Origin of the sequence: Lentzea miocenica (genome assembly GCF_033949945.1) — a bacterium.
GTDB lineage: Bacteria > Actinomycetota > Actinomycetes > Mycobacteriales > Pseudonocardiaceae > Lentzea > Lentzea miocenica.
In genome coordinates this window covers 195,546-212,188 of sequence record NZ_JAXAVW010000009.1, presented here as the reverse complement: position 1 = coordinate 212,188, position 16,643 = coordinate 195,546, and the positions used below count along the sequence as shown (strand labels likewise).

14 protein-coding genes and 1 pseudogene are annotated in these 16,643 nt (G+C 68.2%); 11 read left to right on the top strand and 4 right to left on the bottom strand.

Going from position 1 to position 16,643, the window contains the following annotated elements:
- Positions 1 to 110: 110 nt before the first annotated feature.
- Positions 111 to 1,397, top strand: a complete 1,287-nt coding sequence (locus SK803_RS13370; protein WP_406601526.1) for a bifunctional o-acetylhomoserine/o-acetylserine sulfhydrylase — start codon at positions 111 to 113, stop codon at positions 1,395 to 1,397.
- A complete protein-coding gene (gene metX / locus SK803_RS13365) occupies positions 1,397 to 2,410 on the top strand; it encodes a homoserine O-acetyltransferase MetX (protein ID WP_319966274.1) in 1,014 nt (337 codons plus the stop codon). Before SK803_RS13370 ends, metX begins: the two co-directional genes overlap by 1 nt.
- Here the strand turns inward: metX and SK803_RS13360 are convergent.
- On the bottom strand, positions 2,373 to 3,059 hold the full coding sequence (locus SK803_RS13360; RefSeq protein ID WP_319966273.1) for a TioE family transcriptional regulator: 687 nt from the start codon (positions 3,057 to 3,059) through the stop codon (positions 2,373 to 2,375). The genes metX and SK803_RS13360 overlap by 38 nt on opposite strands.
- A gap of 79 nt (positions 3,060 to 3,138) precedes the next feature.
- On the opposite strand from SK803_RS13360, the gene SK803_RS13355 reads away from it, so the two are divergent.
- On the top strand, positions 3,139 to 4,263 hold the full coding sequence (locus SK803_RS13355) for an erythromycin esterase family protein (protein WP_319966272.1): 1,125 nt from the start codon (positions 3,139 to 3,141) through the stop codon (positions 4,261 to 4,263).
- Here SK803_RS13355 and SK803_RS13350 read toward each other — a convergent pair.
- A complete protein-coding gene (locus SK803_RS13350; protein WP_319966271.1) occupies positions 4,235 to 4,741 on the bottom strand; it encodes a hypothetical protein in 507 nt (168 codons plus the stop codon). The two genes, SK803_RS13355 and SK803_RS13350, sit on opposite strands and share 29 nt — an antisense overlap.
- A gap of 120 nt (positions 4,742 to 4,861) precedes the next feature.
- Here SK803_RS13350 and SK803_RS13345 point away from each other — a divergent pair, with 120 nt between their 5' ends.
- From SK803_RS13345 to SK803_RS13330, 4 genes are all read left to right on the top strand, one after another.
- The gene (locus SK803_RS13345; protein ID WP_319966270.1) at positions 4,862 to 5,998 is read left to right on the top strand and encodes a sensor histidine kinase; all 1,137 of its coding nucleotides are present in this window, start codon (positions 4,862 to 4,864) and stop codon (positions 5,996 to 5,998) included.
- Positions 5,995 to 6,648, top strand: coding sequence for a response regulator transcription factor (locus SK803_RS13340; protein ID WP_319966269.1), 654 nt, complete (start codon positions 5,995 to 5,997; stop codon positions 6,646 to 6,648). Before SK803_RS13345 ends, SK803_RS13340 begins: the two co-directional genes overlap by 4 nt.
- Positions 6,649 to 6,710: 62 nt before the next feature.
- On the top strand, positions 6,711 to 7,421 hold the full coding sequence (locus SK803_RS13335; protein WP_319966268.1) for an alpha/beta hydrolase: 711 nt from the start codon (positions 6,711 to 6,713) through the stop codon (positions 7,419 to 7,421).
- Positions 7,418 to 8,440, top strand: a complete 1,023-nt coding sequence (locus tag SK803_RS13330; RefSeq protein ID WP_319966267.1) for an acyltransferase — start codon at positions 7,418 to 7,420, stop codon at positions 8,438 to 8,440. The genes SK803_RS13335 and SK803_RS13330 overlap by 4 nt, the downstream gene beginning before the upstream one ends.
- A 1,369-nt stretch (positions 8,441 to 9,809) precedes the next feature.
- Here the strand turns inward: SK803_RS13330 and SK803_RS13325 are convergent.
- Positions 9,810 to 10,046 (bottom strand): annotated as a pseudogene (locus SK803_RS13325) (hypothetical protein); the annotation flags it as partial.
- A 269-nt stretch (positions 10,047 to 10,315) separates the two neighbouring features.
- The gene (locus SK803_RS13320) at positions 10,316 to 10,888 is read right to left on the bottom strand and encodes an SACE_7040 family transcriptional regulator (protein ID WP_319966266.1); all 573 of its coding nucleotides are present in this window, start codon (positions 10,886 to 10,888) and stop codon (positions 10,316 to 10,318) included.
- Between the two features lie 164 nt (positions 10,889 to 11,052).
- Between SK803_RS13320 and SK803_RS13315 the strand changes: the two genes are divergently transcribed.
- The 4 genes from SK803_RS13315 (at position 11,053) to SK803_RS13300 (ending at position 16,639) form a co-directional block, all read left to right on the top strand.
- A complete protein-coding gene (locus tag SK803_RS13315) occupies positions 11,053 to 11,838 on the top strand; it encodes an SGNH/GDSL hydrolase family protein (protein ID WP_319966265.1) in 786 nt (261 codons plus the stop codon).
- 138 nt (positions 11,839 to 11,976) lie between these two features.
- Positions 11,977 to 13,566, top strand: a complete 1,590-nt coding sequence (locus tag SK803_RS13310; protein ID WP_319966264.1) for a carboxyl transferase domain-containing protein — start codon at positions 11,977 to 11,979, stop codon at positions 13,564 to 13,566.
- 2 nt (positions 13,567 to 13,568) lie between these two features.
- Positions 13,569 to 15,482, top strand: a complete 1,914-nt coding sequence (locus tag SK803_RS13305) for an acetyl/propionyl/methylcrotonyl-CoA carboxylase subunit alpha (RefSeq protein WP_319966263.1) — start codon at positions 13,569 to 13,571, stop codon at positions 15,480 to 15,482.
- 5 nt (positions 15,483 to 15,487) lie between these two features.
- A complete protein-coding gene (locus SK803_RS13300; RefSeq protein WP_319966262.1) occupies positions 15,488 to 16,639 on the top strand; it encodes an acyl-CoA dehydrogenase family protein in 1,152 nt (383 codons plus the stop codon).
- Positions 16,640 to 16,643: the final 4 nt, after the last annotated feature.

Genomic DNA, 16,643 nt, shown 5'->3' with positions numbered 1-16,643 from the left:
TGCCGCTGGTTAGCCGACGCCACGTTGACTACGTGCGCGTCACCAGCATGGCTTGTTGTTGCTCGCGTTGATCTGACTTCCCCCAATCGGCGAACAGACGGAGCACAGCCATGTCCTGGTCCTTTGAGACGAAGCAGATTCACGCGGGCGCCGCGCCCGATCCGGCCACTGGTGCTCGTGCCACGCCGATCTACCAGACCACTTCTTATGTTTTTCGGGACACGCAGCACGGCGCTGATCTCTTTGCGCTGGCTGAGCCCGGGAACATCTACACGCGGATCAACAACCCGACGCAGGACGTGCTCGAGCAGCGGGTTGCCGCGCTCGAGGGCGGTGTGGCGGCGGTTGCGTTCGCTTCGGGGCAGGCGGCTGAGACGGCCGCGATTCTGAACCTGGCCAAGGTCGGCGATCATCTGGTTTCCAGCGCGTCGTTGTACGGCGGCACGTACAACCTGTTCCACTACACGTTGCCCAAGCTGGGCATCGAAGTGTCGTTTGTGGACGATCCGGATGATCTGGAGGCTTGGCGGGCGGCGGTCCGGCCCAACACCAAGTTGTTCTTCGGGGAGTCGCTGGCCAACCCGCGCAGCCACGTGCTGGACATCGAGGGTGTTGCGGGGGTGGCGCACGAGAACGACGTGCCGCTGATCGTCGACAACACGGTTCCCACGCCGTACCTTCTCAAGCCGCTGGAGCACGGTGCGGACATCGTCATCCACTCGGCCACGAAGTACCTGGGTGGGCACGGGACGGCCATCGCCGGTGTGGTGGTGGATGGTGGGAAGTTCGAGTACGGGGCTGAGAAGTTCCCGGACTTCCACGAGCCGGACCCCAGCTACAACGGGCTGCGGTACTGGCCGGTGCTGGGGCACGGGGCGTTCGCGGCGAAGTTGCGGGTGCAGGGGTTGCGGGACACGGGCGCGGCCATTGCGCCGTTGACCAGTTTCCTCGTGATCCAGGGGATTGAGACGTTGTCGCTGCGCATCGAGCGGCACGTGGAGAACGCGCAAGCGCTTGCGGCTTGGCTGGAGGAGCGGGACGAGGTCGAGAAGGTCCACTACGCGGGGCTGGAGTCGTCGCCGTTCCACGCTGCCGCGCGGAAGTACCTGCCGAAGGGGGCGGGTGCGGTCGTGAGTTTTGAGCTTCGAGGTGGGGTCGAGGCTGGGCGGGCGTTCGTTGACGGCACGAGCTTGTTCAGCCAGCTGGTGAACATCGGTGACGTGCGGTCGTTGATCGTGCACCCGGCTTCGACCACGCACAGCCAGTTGACGGCCGAGGAGCAGTTGGTCACGGGTGTTTCGCCTGGGCTGGTGCGGTTGTCGGTGGGGCTGGAAGGGCTGGAGGACCTCAAGGCCGACCTCGAGGCGGGCTTCACCGCGGCGAAGTCCGCGTTGTAGTGGGCGGCTGGCGGTTCGGGGACCCGAACGGGCGGCGGAAGTGGTTCAGTCACGCCGCGCCGTTCGGGGGACTGCCGGGTTTCCAGCTCGCGTACGAGACGTGGGGGACCTTGAACGCGGAGGCCTCCAACGCGGTGCTCGTGCTCCACGCCCTCACCGGGGACAGCCATGTCGCCGGGGGCGTGGAGCCGGGTCACCCCACGCCGGGCTGGTGGGCTTCCCTGGTGGGGCCCGGGAAGCCGCTCGACGGGTTCTTCGTGGTCGCGCCGAACGTGCTGGGTGGGTGTCAGGGGAGCACCGGGCCCTGGCAGTACCCGGCGTTTCCGGACATCGCCATCAGAGATCAGGTGGCGGCCGAGGTTCACCTCGCGGACTTCCTCGGGATCGAGCGGTGGGCAGCGGTGGTGGGCGGGTCGATGGGCGGGATGCGGGCCGTCGAGTGGGCGGTGGGTCAGCCTGCTCGGGTGGACTCGTTGTTGCTGCTGGCGACCACCGCGGCGGCGTCGGCCGAGCAGATCGGGCTGGCGTCGGCTCAGGTGCACGCGATCAAGGCCAGTCCGGCGGAGGGGCTGGGGATCGCGCGGCGGATCGCGCACATCAGTTATCGCAGTGAGCAGGAGTTGCAGGCCAGGTTCGGGCGGGACAGGCAGGACGACGGGCGGTTCGAGGTCGAGTCCTATTTGGACCACCACGCGGCGAAGCTCACCAGGAGGTTCGACGCGGCCAGCTATGTCACGTTGACGGAGGCGATGAACTCGCACGACGTCGGGCGTGGGCGTGGTGGGGTCAAGGCGGCGCTGCGGCGGGTTCAGGCGCGTGCGTTGGTGGCCGGGGTCGACTCGGACCGGCTTTATCCGTTGGCGCAGCAGCGAGAACTGGCGGCGGGCATCCCCGGGGCCGACGACCTGCGGGTGATCGCGTCGCCGTACGGGCACGACGCGTTCCTGATCGAGAGCGAACAGGTCGGTGCGCTGGTCAGGGAGCTTGTGCCCGCGCACTCAGGTAGTCGTTGAGGCGTGCGGAGGCGGCGAGCATGGCCAAGCCCTGTGCGGTGAGGCGGCGGCGCCAGTCGGCGAGGGCCGCACTCAACGTGTCGGTGCCGCCTGCCGTGCGGATTTGCTGTACCACCAAGGCGATTCGGGCCAACGGGTAACCGCCGCGGCGCAGCAGGTGGGCCAGTTCGGCGTCGCGGACGTCCTCGGCGCGGAACACGCGGTAGCCGGTGGACTCGCGGTTCGGCGTGAGGATTCCGGCTTCTTCCCATGCGCGCAGTGTTGCCGGGGTGACGTCCAGGCGGCGGGCGAGTTCGCCGATCGTGCGGGGTTCCAGGACCGGTTCGAAGTCGGCCAGGTCGTGCACGGCGCGGCTGACCGAGTCGAGGGTTTCGCGGTCGCGGAGGAGTCGCTCGTGGCCGCGGTCGATGGTCAGCAGGACGTCGTCGAGCGCGTCGGCGTGCACGGCGTTCATGATCTGGCCGGCGCGAGCGTGCCCGAAGGCCGGGATCAGCGCGAGGAACGCGCGCAGGGCGGCGGCGTGCACCGCCGTGTAGACGCGGTAGTCCGACGGGGTGCGGTCAGCGGGCGGGATGAACCCGGATTGCTCGTAGTTGCGCACGGCCTGGGTCGAGATACCGTGTTCACGAGCGAGGTCGGTTGGTCGCACGGTTGAGACTTTAGGCGATCTTATCGCCTGGAATCGCGCGAAAGTCTCAACAGAGGTTTCAATGTTACGGTTGAACCACATGAGCCAGGACATTCGCGAGTTCATCAGTCCCTTCACCGAGCTCTTGGCGTTCGGCGAGCCGACGCACCTCGAGCACGCCCACACCTGGATCCGCAACGAGCTGTTCGAGCAGCTGGCCGCGCAGGGCTTCCGCTCGATCGCCCTGGAGACCTGCCGGGTCAGGGGCCTCCTGGTCGACGACTACGTCCAGGGCGGCCCCGGCGACCTCGACACGGTCATGAAGGAAGGCTTCTCCCACAGCTTCGGACAGTGGCCGGCCAACCGTGAGCTGGTCGCGTGGATGCGCGAGTACAACGCGGACAAGCCGGCCGAGGAGCGGCTGTCGTTCCACGGCTTCGACTTCCAGACCGAGACGACCAGCGCGCCCAGCCCTCGGCCCTACCTCGAACACGCCCGCGACCACCTGGGCGAGGACGTGGATCTCACGATCGACGACGAGAAGTGGAGCAGGGACGAGGCCGTTCTGGACCTCACCAAGTCACCCGGTCAGTCCGAAGAGGCCATCAGGCTGCGTGAGATCGGCACGGGGATGCTCAGGCGCCTGCACGCGCGCAGGACCACCGACGAGGCCTGGACGCGCGCGGAAACCCATCTGACGGCCGCGCTGAGCCTGCTGCAGTACCACTGGGAGTGTGCCGAACCGAACCCGTTGGGGGTGCGGCTCAACCGTCTGTGTCAGATGCGCGACGGTGTGATGGCCCGCAACCTGCTGGCGATTCGCCGGATCGAGGCGCGAAAGGGACCGACGTTCGTGTTCGCGCACAACGCCCACCTGCAGCGCACGAACAGTTCGATGGAGATGGCTGGCGAGCGGATCGAGTGGTTCTCCGCGGGCGCGCTCGTGGTGCCGATCCTCGGCGACCAGTACACCGTCATCGGCGGCACGCTCGGCCGCAACGACACGATCGGATTAGGCGAACCGGACAAAGCCACCCTCGAAGGCCAGTTGCAGAGCCGGTTCACGACCTGGGGGATGACGACGGACAAGCCGGCCGGCCCGTCCCGCGCCGACACGGGTGCCGACCCGATGCTCGCGATGGCCTACTTCCCGCTCGACCAGCACCTGCTGGCCGGCGTGGACGCCCTGTTGCACGTCAGGGTTGGTCGTCCAGTGACGCGGTGATCCACGGCGCGACGGGCAGGTCGCGCGTCTCGCACTCGATCGCCAGCTTCAGGGTCCACCGCAGGGCTTGTAAAACCACGGTCGCGAGCTCCTGCGGTGCCCCGTTGGCCAGTGCGATCTCGATCTGCTCCGCAGCCGCGTCCTGATCTCCGTGCACCTCGGCCAGCAACGCCCTGATCGCGGTGCGCACGGGCGGGTCGGCGTCGTCGATCTGGACCTCGCGGCCCTCCTCGTCGAAGACCTGCATCTTCACCGGCGTGGCGCCGCCGGAGCCGAGCGCGCCGACCATGCTGCTGCACTCGGCGAACAGCAGCAACACCAGCTCACGGATCTCCTCGTTGCCCTCCGGCGACCCGCTGAGGTAACCGGTCACGAGGTCCACCGCCACAGCGTCCTCACCGGCCCTGGCGGCAGCCAGCGCCTCGCCGGCCACGGCGGTCAGCCGTGCCCAGCGATCTGGATCCTGCGGTGGTTTCACAGGTACTGCCTACCGCGCGGTGTCACGCATTCGCAATGCCCCATCTTGATCAGAGTGCTACCGGGGTATGTCACTCCGCAGGTCAATGTGTGATTCAGCGGATCCACCTAGCATCGGGTGGTGTTTCGCACGCTGTACCGGACAGTCCTCGGTCCCGATCGCACCCGAGTGCTCACGAAAGTGCTCGGCCGGTTCCGCGTTCCCGCGTTCGCCGCGTTGATCATCTACGGGTTCGTCTGGGCGATCATCGGCTGCGTGGCGTACGTGGACACCGCGAACCCCGCTGGGACAGTGCACGGTGACGGCTGGTGGGTGCTCATCTTCTTCGTCACCCTCGTTCCGTACGTTCTGCTGATCTGGTCGCCGCTCTACTCCTGGCGACTGGCGGCACCGGGGTTCTACTTCATCAGCTTCCTGTACGAGGGCGACCGTGCGGCGGCCTTCCAGTACTGGACCGTCATCCCGATCCTGGTCGCGGTCGCGGCCTTCTACTCGCGCGGAATCGTCGTCACGGCGACGTTGATCACCATGGCGATAGTTCCGTTCGCCGAACCGCAGCGCGCCGCCTTGGCGCTCTACGTGCCTCTCATAGTGGCGGTCATCTACCTGTTCGGCGAACGCGGCCGAGCTGAACGAGAGCTCGAAGAAGCCCGCACGTCGAAGGCCGCCCTCGAGGAACGCGCTCGCATCGCGCGCGAGATGCACGACGTCGTGGCGCACCACATGTCGATGGTGGTCGTGAGGTGCGAGACCGCGCCCTACCGCCTCAAAGGACTGAACGACGAGGCCGAGAAGGAGTTCGCCGAACTCGGCCAGGCCGCCAGGGAAGCCATCACCGACATGCAACGGCTGCTCGGCGTGCTCAGGACGAACGGCCACGAGCCGGAACGCGAACCGCAGCCGGGCATCAGCCGCATCCCCGAGCTCGCGAGGCCCGGTGACGAGGCCGAGGTCGACGTGGACGACGTCCCGGAGGCGGTCGGGCTGACCGCGTACCGGATCGTCCAGGAGGCGCTCACGAACGCCACCAGGCACGCGCCCGGCTCGAAGGCGTCCGTCCACGTGCACAAGAACGAGGGCCAGCTGGACGTGCTGGTGATCAACACCGCCGGGGGACCGTCCATGGGCGGTGGCAGCGGGCAGGGACTGGTCGGCATGCGCGAACGCGTCGCGGTGCACGGTGGCACGCTGACCGTGAAGTCGACCGAGAACGGCGGGTTCATGGTGCGGGCGAGGATTCCGTTGGGGGACAAGTGATCAGGGTGGTCGTGGTGGACGACCAGGAGATGGTGCGCGAGGGCTTCTCCGCGCTGCTCGACGCGCAGGAGGACATCGAGGTGGTCGGCGCCGCGGGCAACGGCGTCGAGGGCGTCGCACTCGCGCGCAACGTCAAACCGGACGTCGTGCTGATGGACGTGCGCATGCCCGAGATGGACGGCCTCACCGCGACCCGGCTGCTGCTGGACGGTTCGGTCGAGACCAAGGTCCTCGTGCTGACCACGTTCGACCTGGACGACTACGTCTACGAGGCGTTGCAGGCCGGTGCGAGCGGATTCCTGCTCAAGCACGCGCCCGCCCGTGAGCTGCTCAACGCCGTGCGCGTGGTCGCAGCAGGGGAAGCGCTGCTGGCGCCGTCCATCACCAAGCGGCTGATCGAGGACTTCGTGAAGTCCCGCCGCGCCGAACGCATCCGGCCGGCGCGACTGAACGTCCTGACCGAACGCGAGACCGAGATCCTGGTGCTGGTCGCGCAGGGCATGTCGAACGTGGAGATCGCGGCGCATCTGGTGCTCGCCGAGCAGACCGTCAAGACGCACGTGAGTCGCGTGCTCACGAAACTCGGGCTCCGCGACCGCGCCCAGGCCGTCATCGCGGCGTATGAGACCGGGCTCGTAGTACCGGGGTAGCAGGGATAAAACAGCACGTCAGAGGGATGATCACGGCCCTGTGGTCTTCCTAGGTTCGGTTCATGCGCCGAGCCGTGTTGTTCCTCCTGCTGATCGCCGTTCCGTCGGTCGCGCCGTCGATCGCCGAGTGGCGTGCCGACGTCGCCCGCCGGGTCGCGATCGTCGGTGACCTCGCCACCGCCCGTGACGTCGTGGTCGTCGTGCCGGGGTCCGACGTGGACGTCGACCGGTTCGACCGGACCGTCGGGCGGATGGCGACCAACCTGTACGAGCAGGCGCACCGCGACGACCTGGCGGTGATCGCGTGGCTCGGGTACCGCACTCCGCAGGGACTTGGGGTGGACGCGGCGACCGGCGGTTTGGCAAGGCAAGGCGCCACAGCGCTCGTGGAGTTCGTGCGTGCTTTGCACACCAACGCGCGTATCCACGTGTTCGGGCACAGCTACGGCTCGGTCGTGGTGTCGCTGGCGGCGCACGAGCTGGACGTGGCCGACATCGTGTTCACCGGAAGTCCTGGCGTGCGGGCGAATTCGGTGTCGGAGCTGGGGACCGGCGCCAAGGTGTGGGCGATCCGGGCCGGCGGTGACTGGATGCGGTTCGTGCCCAACGTCCGGTTGTTCGACCTCGGGCACGGCACCGATCCCACGTCGGACGGGTTCGGCGCCACCGTGCTGCGGTTCGAGGGCGGCAAGCACGACACCTACTACGAGCCGGGCAGCGAGACGTTGAGCGCGCTCGTCCGGATTGCTTCTGGTTCGGGGGAGACGCTGTGAGGAATCCGTTCATCGACGCTGTCCGTGCGATCGCGGTGATCGCGGTCGTGCTCGGCCATTGGCTCGTCACCTCGTTGGTGGACACGCCGACCGGCATGTACATCGACAGTCCGCTCAAGCACTTGCCTGAGCTGACACCGGTTTCGTGGGTGCTGCAGGCGCTCGGCCTGTTCTTCTTCGTGGGCGGCTATGCGGCGGCTCGCTCGCAGACTCCGTTCCTCGTCAGGCTGAAGCAGCTCGCCGTGCCCACGTCGCTGATGCTCGCCGCGTGGGTCGCTGTCCTCTTCGGACTGTCGATGCGTGGTGTCGACCAGGGCACCGCCTACAACATCGGTTTCCTGGTCACGACACCGTTGTGGTTCATCGTCGTCTACCTGGTGCTGCTGGCGCTGAAACCGGTGGTGCGCAAGCTGGACGAGCACTCGTGGGGTGTGCTCGTCCCGATCGCGCTGGTGCTGGTGGTCCCGTACGCGGTGTGGTGGGCGGCCTGGCAGCTCGGCCACTCGCTGGCACGCAGGAGGATTCCGGGTCCGCCGCTGCTGGTCCTCGGCGTGCTCGGGTACGCGTTGCTCACGCAGTTCGGCGGCTATCCGACGTCGGCCGTCGGCATCCCGGGTGCGGCCGTCTCGAACCTGAACCCGCCGAACTACGCGACGCTGGCGCTGGCGTTCGCCCAGATCGGCCTGGTGCTCACGATCGCGCCGCTGCTGACCCGGATCGGCACGACGAAACCCGTGCGGTGGCTGAACAAACGAGCACTCGGGATCTTCCTCGCACACCAGAGCGCACTGATCACCGTGACGCTGACGCTCAGCGCGTGGGGGCCGCTGCCGGGGCTCCAACAGCCACCAGATCATCCCGGCTGGGTGTGGCAACGACTGCTGTGGCTGCCGGTGTGCGCGGCCGTGACCTGGGGATGGCTCCGAGCACTGCAAGGCCGATCGCGGCGAAGTGCAGCACCACCACCGCGGGAGCCGGTTCCAGCGCCAGCATCGGCGGAACGCACGCCAGCGCCGTGAGCAGCCACGGCAACCGGGTGTCGCAGCTGCCGGTGCGGGCGGTGTGGATCAGGTACCAGCCGAGCAGGAGGTGGATGAGGTTCTGCAACGGGTCCACCGGCAGCAGCACCAGCACCCCTTCGCCGAGGAACCCGCTCACCACGAACCCGAGCACGCCGAGCGTCCCGAACACCACGCCCATGCCGGTCGCGAGCCTGGTCCGGTGCGACTCGTGGGCGAGTTTCGACACCTTGACCAGGCGCCGCTCGAACCGGTGGAACACCAGGATCAGCGGCACCAGCCCGAACACCAGCCAGATCGGCGCCTGCGTCAGCCCGAGCAACCCGACCAGCGCACCCACACCGGCCAAATAGGCCAGGTACACCGTCATCGGAGCCCGGCGCGCGAAGTTCACGACGTGCCAGGAACGGCCCTCCAGCCACGCGGTGACCCGCCCGCGGGCCAGCAGGGCCAGGCACACCTGCGCCACCCCGAGCACCATCATCGAGCGCGGGTAGTCGCTGAAGAACACCAGCGCCGGCAACGTGATCGCGCCCGCCGCGGCCAGCGTCCTGCGACTCAGGTTCGTCAGCGTGCCGTCCGCGTAGAAGAACCCGATCTGCTGCATCAGCAACGCGCCGACGATCAGGTTCGCGTACCCGCCGGTCTTCCAGTCCGTCGACGTGCGCGCGACCTCGACGGTGAGCGTCACCAGCACCAGCACGAACGGCGTGGTGCGGCGGAAGTGCTGGTGCAGCCACGCGGCGGCGGGCGTGGCCGCCACCGCGAGCAGGTAGACCCCGAGGAACCACAACGGATGCGTGATCAGGCGGCTGTACGCGTCGACCTTCACGTCCAGCAGGTTCAACGCCGCGAACAACACCACCCACAGCAACACGAACGCGAGCACCGGCCGCAGCAGCCACGAGGTCCGGCTCGACACCCAGCACCCGAAGCCGCCCTCGTGCGCCTGCCAGCTGCGCAGGTTCGCGTGCCCGCCCGCGAAGAAGAACAACGGCACCGCCTGCAACGCCCACAGCCACGGCGTGCCGAAGCCGCGCAGATGAGCCAGCATCGCCACGGTCTCGCCGAGCACGAGGAGGGTGAGGCTGAAGAGCCGCAGGAACGTCGCGTACCGGTCCTGCTTGGCGTGCGCCAGCTCCAGCGGCAGCGAGTTCACGCTGGCCGTGCGTGGAATGTCGTCGCGCCGCCGCCCGTGCAGGCGCGCCAGCAGGAGGAACACCACGACCGCACTGCCGAACGCCCACGCCACCACGGGTTCGTGACCCGGCGGCCCCCACCGCTGCCGCCACGAGTTGAACTTCAGCCCGAACGCGTAGGTCTCGGCCACCACGTGACAGGTCTGCTCGGCGCCTCGCGGGTTCAGCCGGCACTGCGCGTGCAGGTCGGTCGTGAGCCGGTCGTCCAACGCCTTGCGAGCGTCCTGCCCGAGCGGATCACCCTTGTGCTCCGCATAGCGCAACAGGTCGTAGCCCAAGTCGTGCGCCCGGCACCCGGTGCTGAAGTCCCACTCGGTGTCACCGGCCGGCCCGGAGCAACCACCGGAGGCGTCGACGACCCGCAACGTCCCGTCCGGCGCCGTCACCGTCTTGGGGTCGCGCCCCATCTCCTTGGCGAAGTCCGACGGCAGGTTGAGGTACGGATCGTGGGTCGCGGACGGCGCCGTGAACGCGTGCACGGCGTTGGCGGCGGCGATCACGTCGGCGCTCGGCGGCACCCCGTTGTCCCCGTTTGCCGGTCTTGAGGCGATCACCCCGCACACGAAGACGGCGACAGCGATCACCGTGAACCGGAACCAGGCCGGGAGACGGAGGAGGAGTTTGCGGGCGCCCATTGTCGCGCCAGGTTACGGAAGGGTCTCGGCTGATCGCCAGTTCACGAGGTCACAGTGGCCGGAGTGAGCGATGCGAGTGCCATCCGGGACAGCAACGCGGCCATCTGGTCGCGGTCGAGATGCGCACTGTGCGGGGTCGAGTTGATCAGCCCGAACACCGCGTGCGCCGCCGCACGCGCGGTCGGCTCGTCGAAGTCCGGCACGGTCCGCCGGATCGTCTCGACCCACACCTCGACGTAGCGGCGCTGCAACGCCCGCACGCGCCGGCGGTCCGGGTCGGTGAGGTTGGCGAGGTTCCGCATCTGCACGGTGATGAGCGCCGGGTCGTCCAGCGCGAAGTCGACGTGCCAGCCGACCAGTTCCCGCAACGCTTCCTCGGCGCTGGTGGCCGCGTCCACGCGCGTCTGGCCGCCGTCCAGCAGTCGTTCGGAGATCGACGTCAGCATCTCGCCGAGCATCGCGTCCTTGCTGCGGAAGTGCCGGTACAGGGCCGGGCCGGAGATGCCGACGGCCGCGCCGATGTCGTCGATGCCCACGCCGTGGAAGCCGTGCCGCGCGAAGAGTTCCGCCGCGGCGTTGAGGATCTGGTCCCGACGTGAGGGTTTCTCGGCCACGTGTGGAGGTTAGCAGCCGTTCACATTGTCGTCCGATGGGTGGAATTCGCGCAGGTACAAGCCCTGATTGTTGACTCTTGACGAATACTTCACACGGGCCTTACTCGTAAGTAACCATTGGCGTGCAATGCATCACACCCCTGCGGCCCCTTCGGGAGTCTTCGATGCGTCCTGCTCACTTCATCGCCTCGGTGGTCACCGCCGCCGCGGCCGTCATCGCGCTCGCCAACCCCGCGAGTGCGGCCCCCGTCAACTACGTCGCGCTCGGCGATTCCTACGCCTCCGGGCTCGGGACCGGCAGTTATGACGGTGCCAGCGGCAGTTGCAAGCGCGGTCCGCTCGCCTATCCGGCCCTGTGGGCGGCGGCGACGGCGCCCGCGAGCTTCAAGTCCGTCGCCTGCTCCGGTGCTCGAACGGGTGACGTCATCAACCAGTCGGCGGCGCTCACGAGCGGCACGAACCTGGTCACCGTGCAGGTCGGCGGCAACGACGCGGGCTTCACGGATGTCATCACCACGTGCACCTTCGGTTCGGATCAGGACTGCACCAACCGGGTGAACCAGTCCAAGACCTACATCGCGAACACGCTTCCCGGACTGCTCAACAACGTCTACGGCACGATCAGGTCGAAGTCCCCGTCGGCGCGCGTGGTCGTGCTCGGCTACCCGCGCATCTACAAGGTGCCCGGCACGTGCAACGTCGGCCTGAGCGACACGAAGCGGGCCGCGATCAACTCCGGTTCCGACGCGCTGCACAACGCCATCAGTGCGCGGGCGGGTGCGGCCGGGTTCACCTACATCGACGTGCGCGGGGCGTTCACCGGGCACGAGATCTGCTCGTCGAGCTGGTGGCTGAACAGCCTGAGCTGGCCGGTCGAGGAGTCGTACCACCCGAACCGCGGTGGTCACCAGAGCGGCTACCTGCCCGCTCTGCGGGCGGTCATCGGTTAGGTTATTCCGGAACGTGAGAGTGCCTGAAACCGCTCCTGACCTGGCTTCTGGTCACTCTCCACCTGTTCCGGTGGACCGCTTGGTTAGCGGGCGCTAACATGAGGAAGTTAACGCCCGCTAACCTGAGGTCTGGGGAGCATGGACGCACCGGTCCTGCGCAGCGCCGCCGAGCCATCGGACCGCTACGCCAAGGAGCACACCGCGCTCGTCGACGAGCTGCGCGGCAAGCTCGCCACCGCCGCTCTGGGCGGCCCTGAGAAGGCGCGTCAGCGGCACGTCGACCGCGGCAAGCTGCTGCCGCGTGAGCGCGTGGACACGCTGGTCGACCCCGGCTCGCCGTTCCTGGAGCTGTCGCCGCTGGCCGCGAACGGCATGTACGGCGACGACGCACCGGCCGCGGGCATCATCACCGGCGTTGGGCGGGTGTCCGGCCGTGAGTGCGTGATCGTCGCGAACGACGCCACGGTCAAGGGCGGCACCTACTACCCGATCACGGTCAAGAAGCACCTGCGCGCGCAGGAAGTGGCGCTGCAGAACAACTTGCCGTGCATCTACCTGGTCGACAGCGGCGGCGCGTTCCTGCCCAAGCAGGACGACGTGTTCCCGGACCGCGAGCACTTCGGCCGGATCTTCTTCAACCAGGCCACGATGTCCGCGAAGGGCATTCCGCAGATCGCGGCCGTCCTCGGGTCGTGCACCGCCGGTGGCGCGTACGTGCCGGCGATGAGCGACGAGGCGATCATCGTCAGGAACCAGGGCACGATCTTCCTCGGCGGTCCGCCGCTGGTGAAGGCCGCGACCGGTGAGGTCGTCAGCGCCGAGGACCTCGGCGGCGGCGATCTGCACTCGCGCACGTCCGGCGTCACCGACCACCTGGCGGAGAACGACGCGCACGCGTTGAGGATGGTCCGTTCGATCATCTCGACGCTCGGGCCGCGCGTGCAACGGCCGTGGGACGTCGCGCCGGTCGAGGCTCCCGTGGTCGACAGCGACCTGTACGGCGTGGTGCCAACGGATTCCCGGACGCCCTACGACGTGCGCGAGGTGATCGCACGGGTCGTGGACGGCTCGAAGTTCCAGGAGTTCAAGAAGGAGTACGGGCAGACGCTCGTCACCGGCTTCGCGCGCATTCACGGTCACCCGGTCGGGATCGTCGCCAACAACGGCATCCTGTTCGGCGAGTCGGCCGTCAAGGGCGCGCACTTCATCCAGCTGTGCGACAAGCGGTCCATCCCGCTGGTGTTCCTGCAGAACATCACCGGGTTCATGGTCGGCCGCGAGTACGAGGCGGGTGGCATCGCCAAGCACGGCGCCAAGATGGTGACCGCCGTGGCGTGTGCCCGCGTCCCGAAGTTCACCGTGATCATCGGCGGCTCGTTCGGTGCCGGCAACTACTCGATGTGCGGCCGGGCTTACTCGCCGCGGTTCCTGTGGATGTGGCCGAACGCGCGGATCTCCGTGATGGGTGGCGAGCAGGCGGCTTCGGTGTTGGCGACGGTTCGCCGCGACCAGCTCGGTGACGAGTGGTCCGCGGAGGACGAGGAGGCGTTCAAGGCGCCGATCCGCCAGCAGTACGAGGACCAGGGCAACCCGTACTACTCGACCGCGCGGCTGTGGGACGACGGCGTGATCGACCCGCGTGACACCCGCACGGTGCTGGGACTTGCCTTGTCCAGTGCGGCGAACGCCCCCATCGACGATGTTTCCTACGGCGTCTTCCGGATGTGATCATGTTCGACAGCGTTCTGGTGGCGAACCGCGGGGAGATCGCGGTCAGGGTTATCCGCGCGTTGCGGTCGCTCGGGATTCGTTCCGTCGCCGTGTACTCCGACGCGGACGCCGATGCGTTGCACGTCCGGATGGCCGACGAGGCCGTGCGGATCGGGCCCGCGGCGGCCAGGGAGAGCTACCTCTCCGTCGAGAAGATCGTCGCAGCGGCTGTTTCGACTGGCGCGCAGGCGATCCACCCCGGCTACGGCTTCCTCGCCGAGAACACGGCGTTCGCGGCGGCCTGTGACGCGGCCGGTGTGGTGTTCGTCGGGCCGCCCGCCTCGGCGATCGACGCGATGGGCGACAAGATCCGCGCGAAGCTGACCGTGTCGGCCGCGGGCGTTCCCGTTGTGCCGGGCCGCACTCGCGAGAACATGTCGGACGACGAGATCGTCGACGCTGCGCTGGAGATCGGTTTTCCGGTGCTGCTCAAGCCTTCCGCGGGTGGTGGCGGCAAGGGCATGCGGCTGGTGCACGAGGAATCGGCGCTGCGCGAGGCGATCGAGTCGGCACGGCGGGAGGCACGCGGGTCGTTCGGTGACGACACGCTGCTGATCGAGCGGTTCATCACGAACCCGCGGCACATCGAGATCCAGGTGCTCGGCGACTCCCACGGCAACGTCATCCACCTCGGTGAGCGCGAGTGCAGCCTCCAGCGGCGGCACCAGAAGATCATCGAGGAAGCCCCCTCACCGTTCCTCACGCCGGAGATGCGGGAGGCGATGGGTGCCGCGGCGGTCGACGCGGCGAAGTCCGTCGGGTACGTCGGCGCGGGCACCGTCGAGTTCATCGTGGACGGTGCGTCGGGCGACTACTTCTTCATGGAGATGAACACCCGGCTGCAGGTCGAGCACCCGGTGACCGAGATGGTCACGGGTGTCGACCTGGTCGAGTGGCAGCTCCGCGTCGCGTCCGGTGAGGTGCTGAACCTCGACGTCTCGCTCCAGGGCCACTCGGTCGAAGCCCGCGTCTACGCCGAGGACCCGTCGCGCGGCTTCCTGCCGACCGGCGGCCGGGTGCTGGCACTCAGCGAGCCCACATCGGTCCGGGTGGATTCCGGGCTGTACGAAGGACTTGTCGTCGGTTCGGACTACGACCCGATGCTCGCCAAGGTGATCGCACATGGCCGCACCCGCGAGGAAGCGTTGCGCCGCCTCGATCACGCGCTCGGTCAGATGGTCCTGCTCGGCGTCACGACGAACATCCCGTTCCTGCGGGCACTTCTGCGTGACGAGGACGTGCGTTCCGGCGCGCTGGACACCGGCCTGGTCGAACGGAAGCTGGACTCGCTGACCTCGGCCGAGATCCCGGACGACGTGTACGTCGCGGCCGGCCTGGAACGGTCGCTGGACCCGCGCGGCGACGACCCGTGGGACCAGCTGTCCGGCTGGCGCGTCGGTGAGCACGCCTGGACGACCTGGCGGATCAACGACGTCGACGTGCGCGTGCGCGGGGACGAAGTCGTTGTGGGCGCTGGAGAACCGGTCAAGGCCCGCGTCCGCAGGGAAGGCACCGACCTCCTCGTCGGGTCACGCCGGTATGCGACCGCGCGCGACGGCGACGTGCTGTGGCTGGGCCACGACGGCGCCTCCTGGGCGTTGGTCGAGGCCGAGTTCCTCGTCGGTGCCGCCGAAGGTGCCGCGGCCTCCGGCGGCCCGGTGAAGTCGCCGATGCCCGGAACAGTTCTGGTGGTCCGCGCCCAGCAGGGCGAGGAAGTGACCGCCGGTCAAGCGTTGTTCGTGGTCGAGGCCATGAAGATGGAGCACACCGTGACCGCACCGGTCGACGGCGTGCTCGCCGAAGTGAACGTTCAGGCAGGCCAGCAGGTCAGACTCGACCAGGTGCTGGCCCTCGTCGTCTCTCACGAGGAGTGACAGCAATGTTGGACTTCAGGCTCCCGAGCGAGTACGAGGACCTGCGGAAAACCGTCGAGGAGTTCGCGCGCGACGAGGTGGCGCCGGTCATCGGCGACTACTACGAGCGCTGCGAGTTCCCGTACCCGATCGTCGCGAAGATGGGGCAGATGGGCCTGCTCGGCCTGCCGTTCCCGGAGGAGCACGGCGGCATGGGCGGCGACTACTTCGCCCTGTGCATCACGCTGGAGGAACTTGCCCGCGTCGACTCGTCCGTCGCGATCACGGTGGAGGCGGCCACGTCGCTGGGCGCCATGCCCATCTACCGGTACGGCACCGACGAGCAGAAGGCCGAGTGGCTGCCGTCGCTCACGTCCGGGGAGAAGCTCGGCGCGTTCGGCCTGACCGAGCCCGGCAGCGGTTCGGACGCGGGCGCGCTCGCGACCACCGCGCGCCTCGACGGTGACGAGTGGGTCATCAACGGCACCAAGGCGTTCATCACGAACTCCGGCACGGACATCACCGGCCTGGTGACGGTCGCGGCGGTCACGGGCACGCTGCCGGACGGCCGCAAGGAGATCTCGTCGATCATCGTCCCGTCCGGCACGCCGGGCTTCACGGTGTCGAAGAAGTACTCCAAGGTCGGCTGGTCCGCCTCGGACACCCGCGAACTGTCGTTCCAGGACTGCCGGGTGCCCGCCGCGAACCTGCTCGGCACCCGCGGCCGCGGGTTCGCCCAGTTCCTGCGGACGCTGGACGAGGGCCGCGTCGCCATCGCCGCGCTGTCCGTCGGCCTGGCCCAGGGCTGCGTCGACGAGTCGGTCCGGTACGCGCACGAGCGGGAGACGTTCGGCGCGAAGATCGGTACGTACCAGGCGATCCAGTTCAAGATCGCCGAGATGGAGGCCCGCGTGCACACCGCGCGCCTGGCCTACTACGAGGCCGCGTCCCGGATGCTGCGCGGCGAGCCGTTCAAGAAGCAGGCGGCCATCGCGAAGCTCGTGTCGTCCGAGGCGGCGATGGACAACGCCCGCGACGCCACGCAGATCTTCGGCGGCTACGGCTTCATGAACGAGTACCCGGTCGGCCGCTTCTACCGCGACGCCAAGATCCTGGAGATCGGCGAGGGCACCTCCGAGGTCCAGAAGATGCTGATCGCCCGCGAGCTGGGTCTGTAGTCCG

Bases quoted from the DNA above. Each gene is read 5' to 3' on its own strand.
- SK803_RS13370 (WP_406601526.1), top strand. From the start codon at position 111: ATGTCCTGGTCCTTTGAGACGAAGCAGATTCACGCGGGCGCCGCGCCC.
- SK803_RS13355 (WP_319966272.1), top strand. From the start codon at position 3,139: ATGAGCCAGGACATTCGCGAGTTCATCAGTCCCTTCACCGAGCTCTTG.
- SK803_RS13335 (WP_319966268.1), top strand. From the start codon at position 6,711: ATGCGCCGAGCCGTGTTGTTCCTCCTGCTGATCGCCGTTCCGTCGGTC.
- SK803_RS13315 (WP_319966265.1), top strand. From the start codon at position 11,053: ATGCGTCCTGCTCACTTCATCGCCTCGGTGGTCACCGCCGCCGCGGCC.
- SK803_RS13310 (WP_319966264.1), top strand. From the start codon at position 11,977: ATGGACGCACCGGTCCTGCGCAGCGCCGCCGAGCCATCGGACCGCTAC.
- SK803_RS13305 (WP_319966263.1), top strand. From the start codon at position 13,569: ATGTTCGACAGCGTTCTGGTGGCGAACCGCGGGGAGATCGCGGTCAGG.
- SK803_RS13300 (WP_319966262.1), top strand. From the start codon at position 15,488: ATGTTGGACTTCAGGCTCCCGAGCGAGTACGAGGACCTGCGGAAAACC.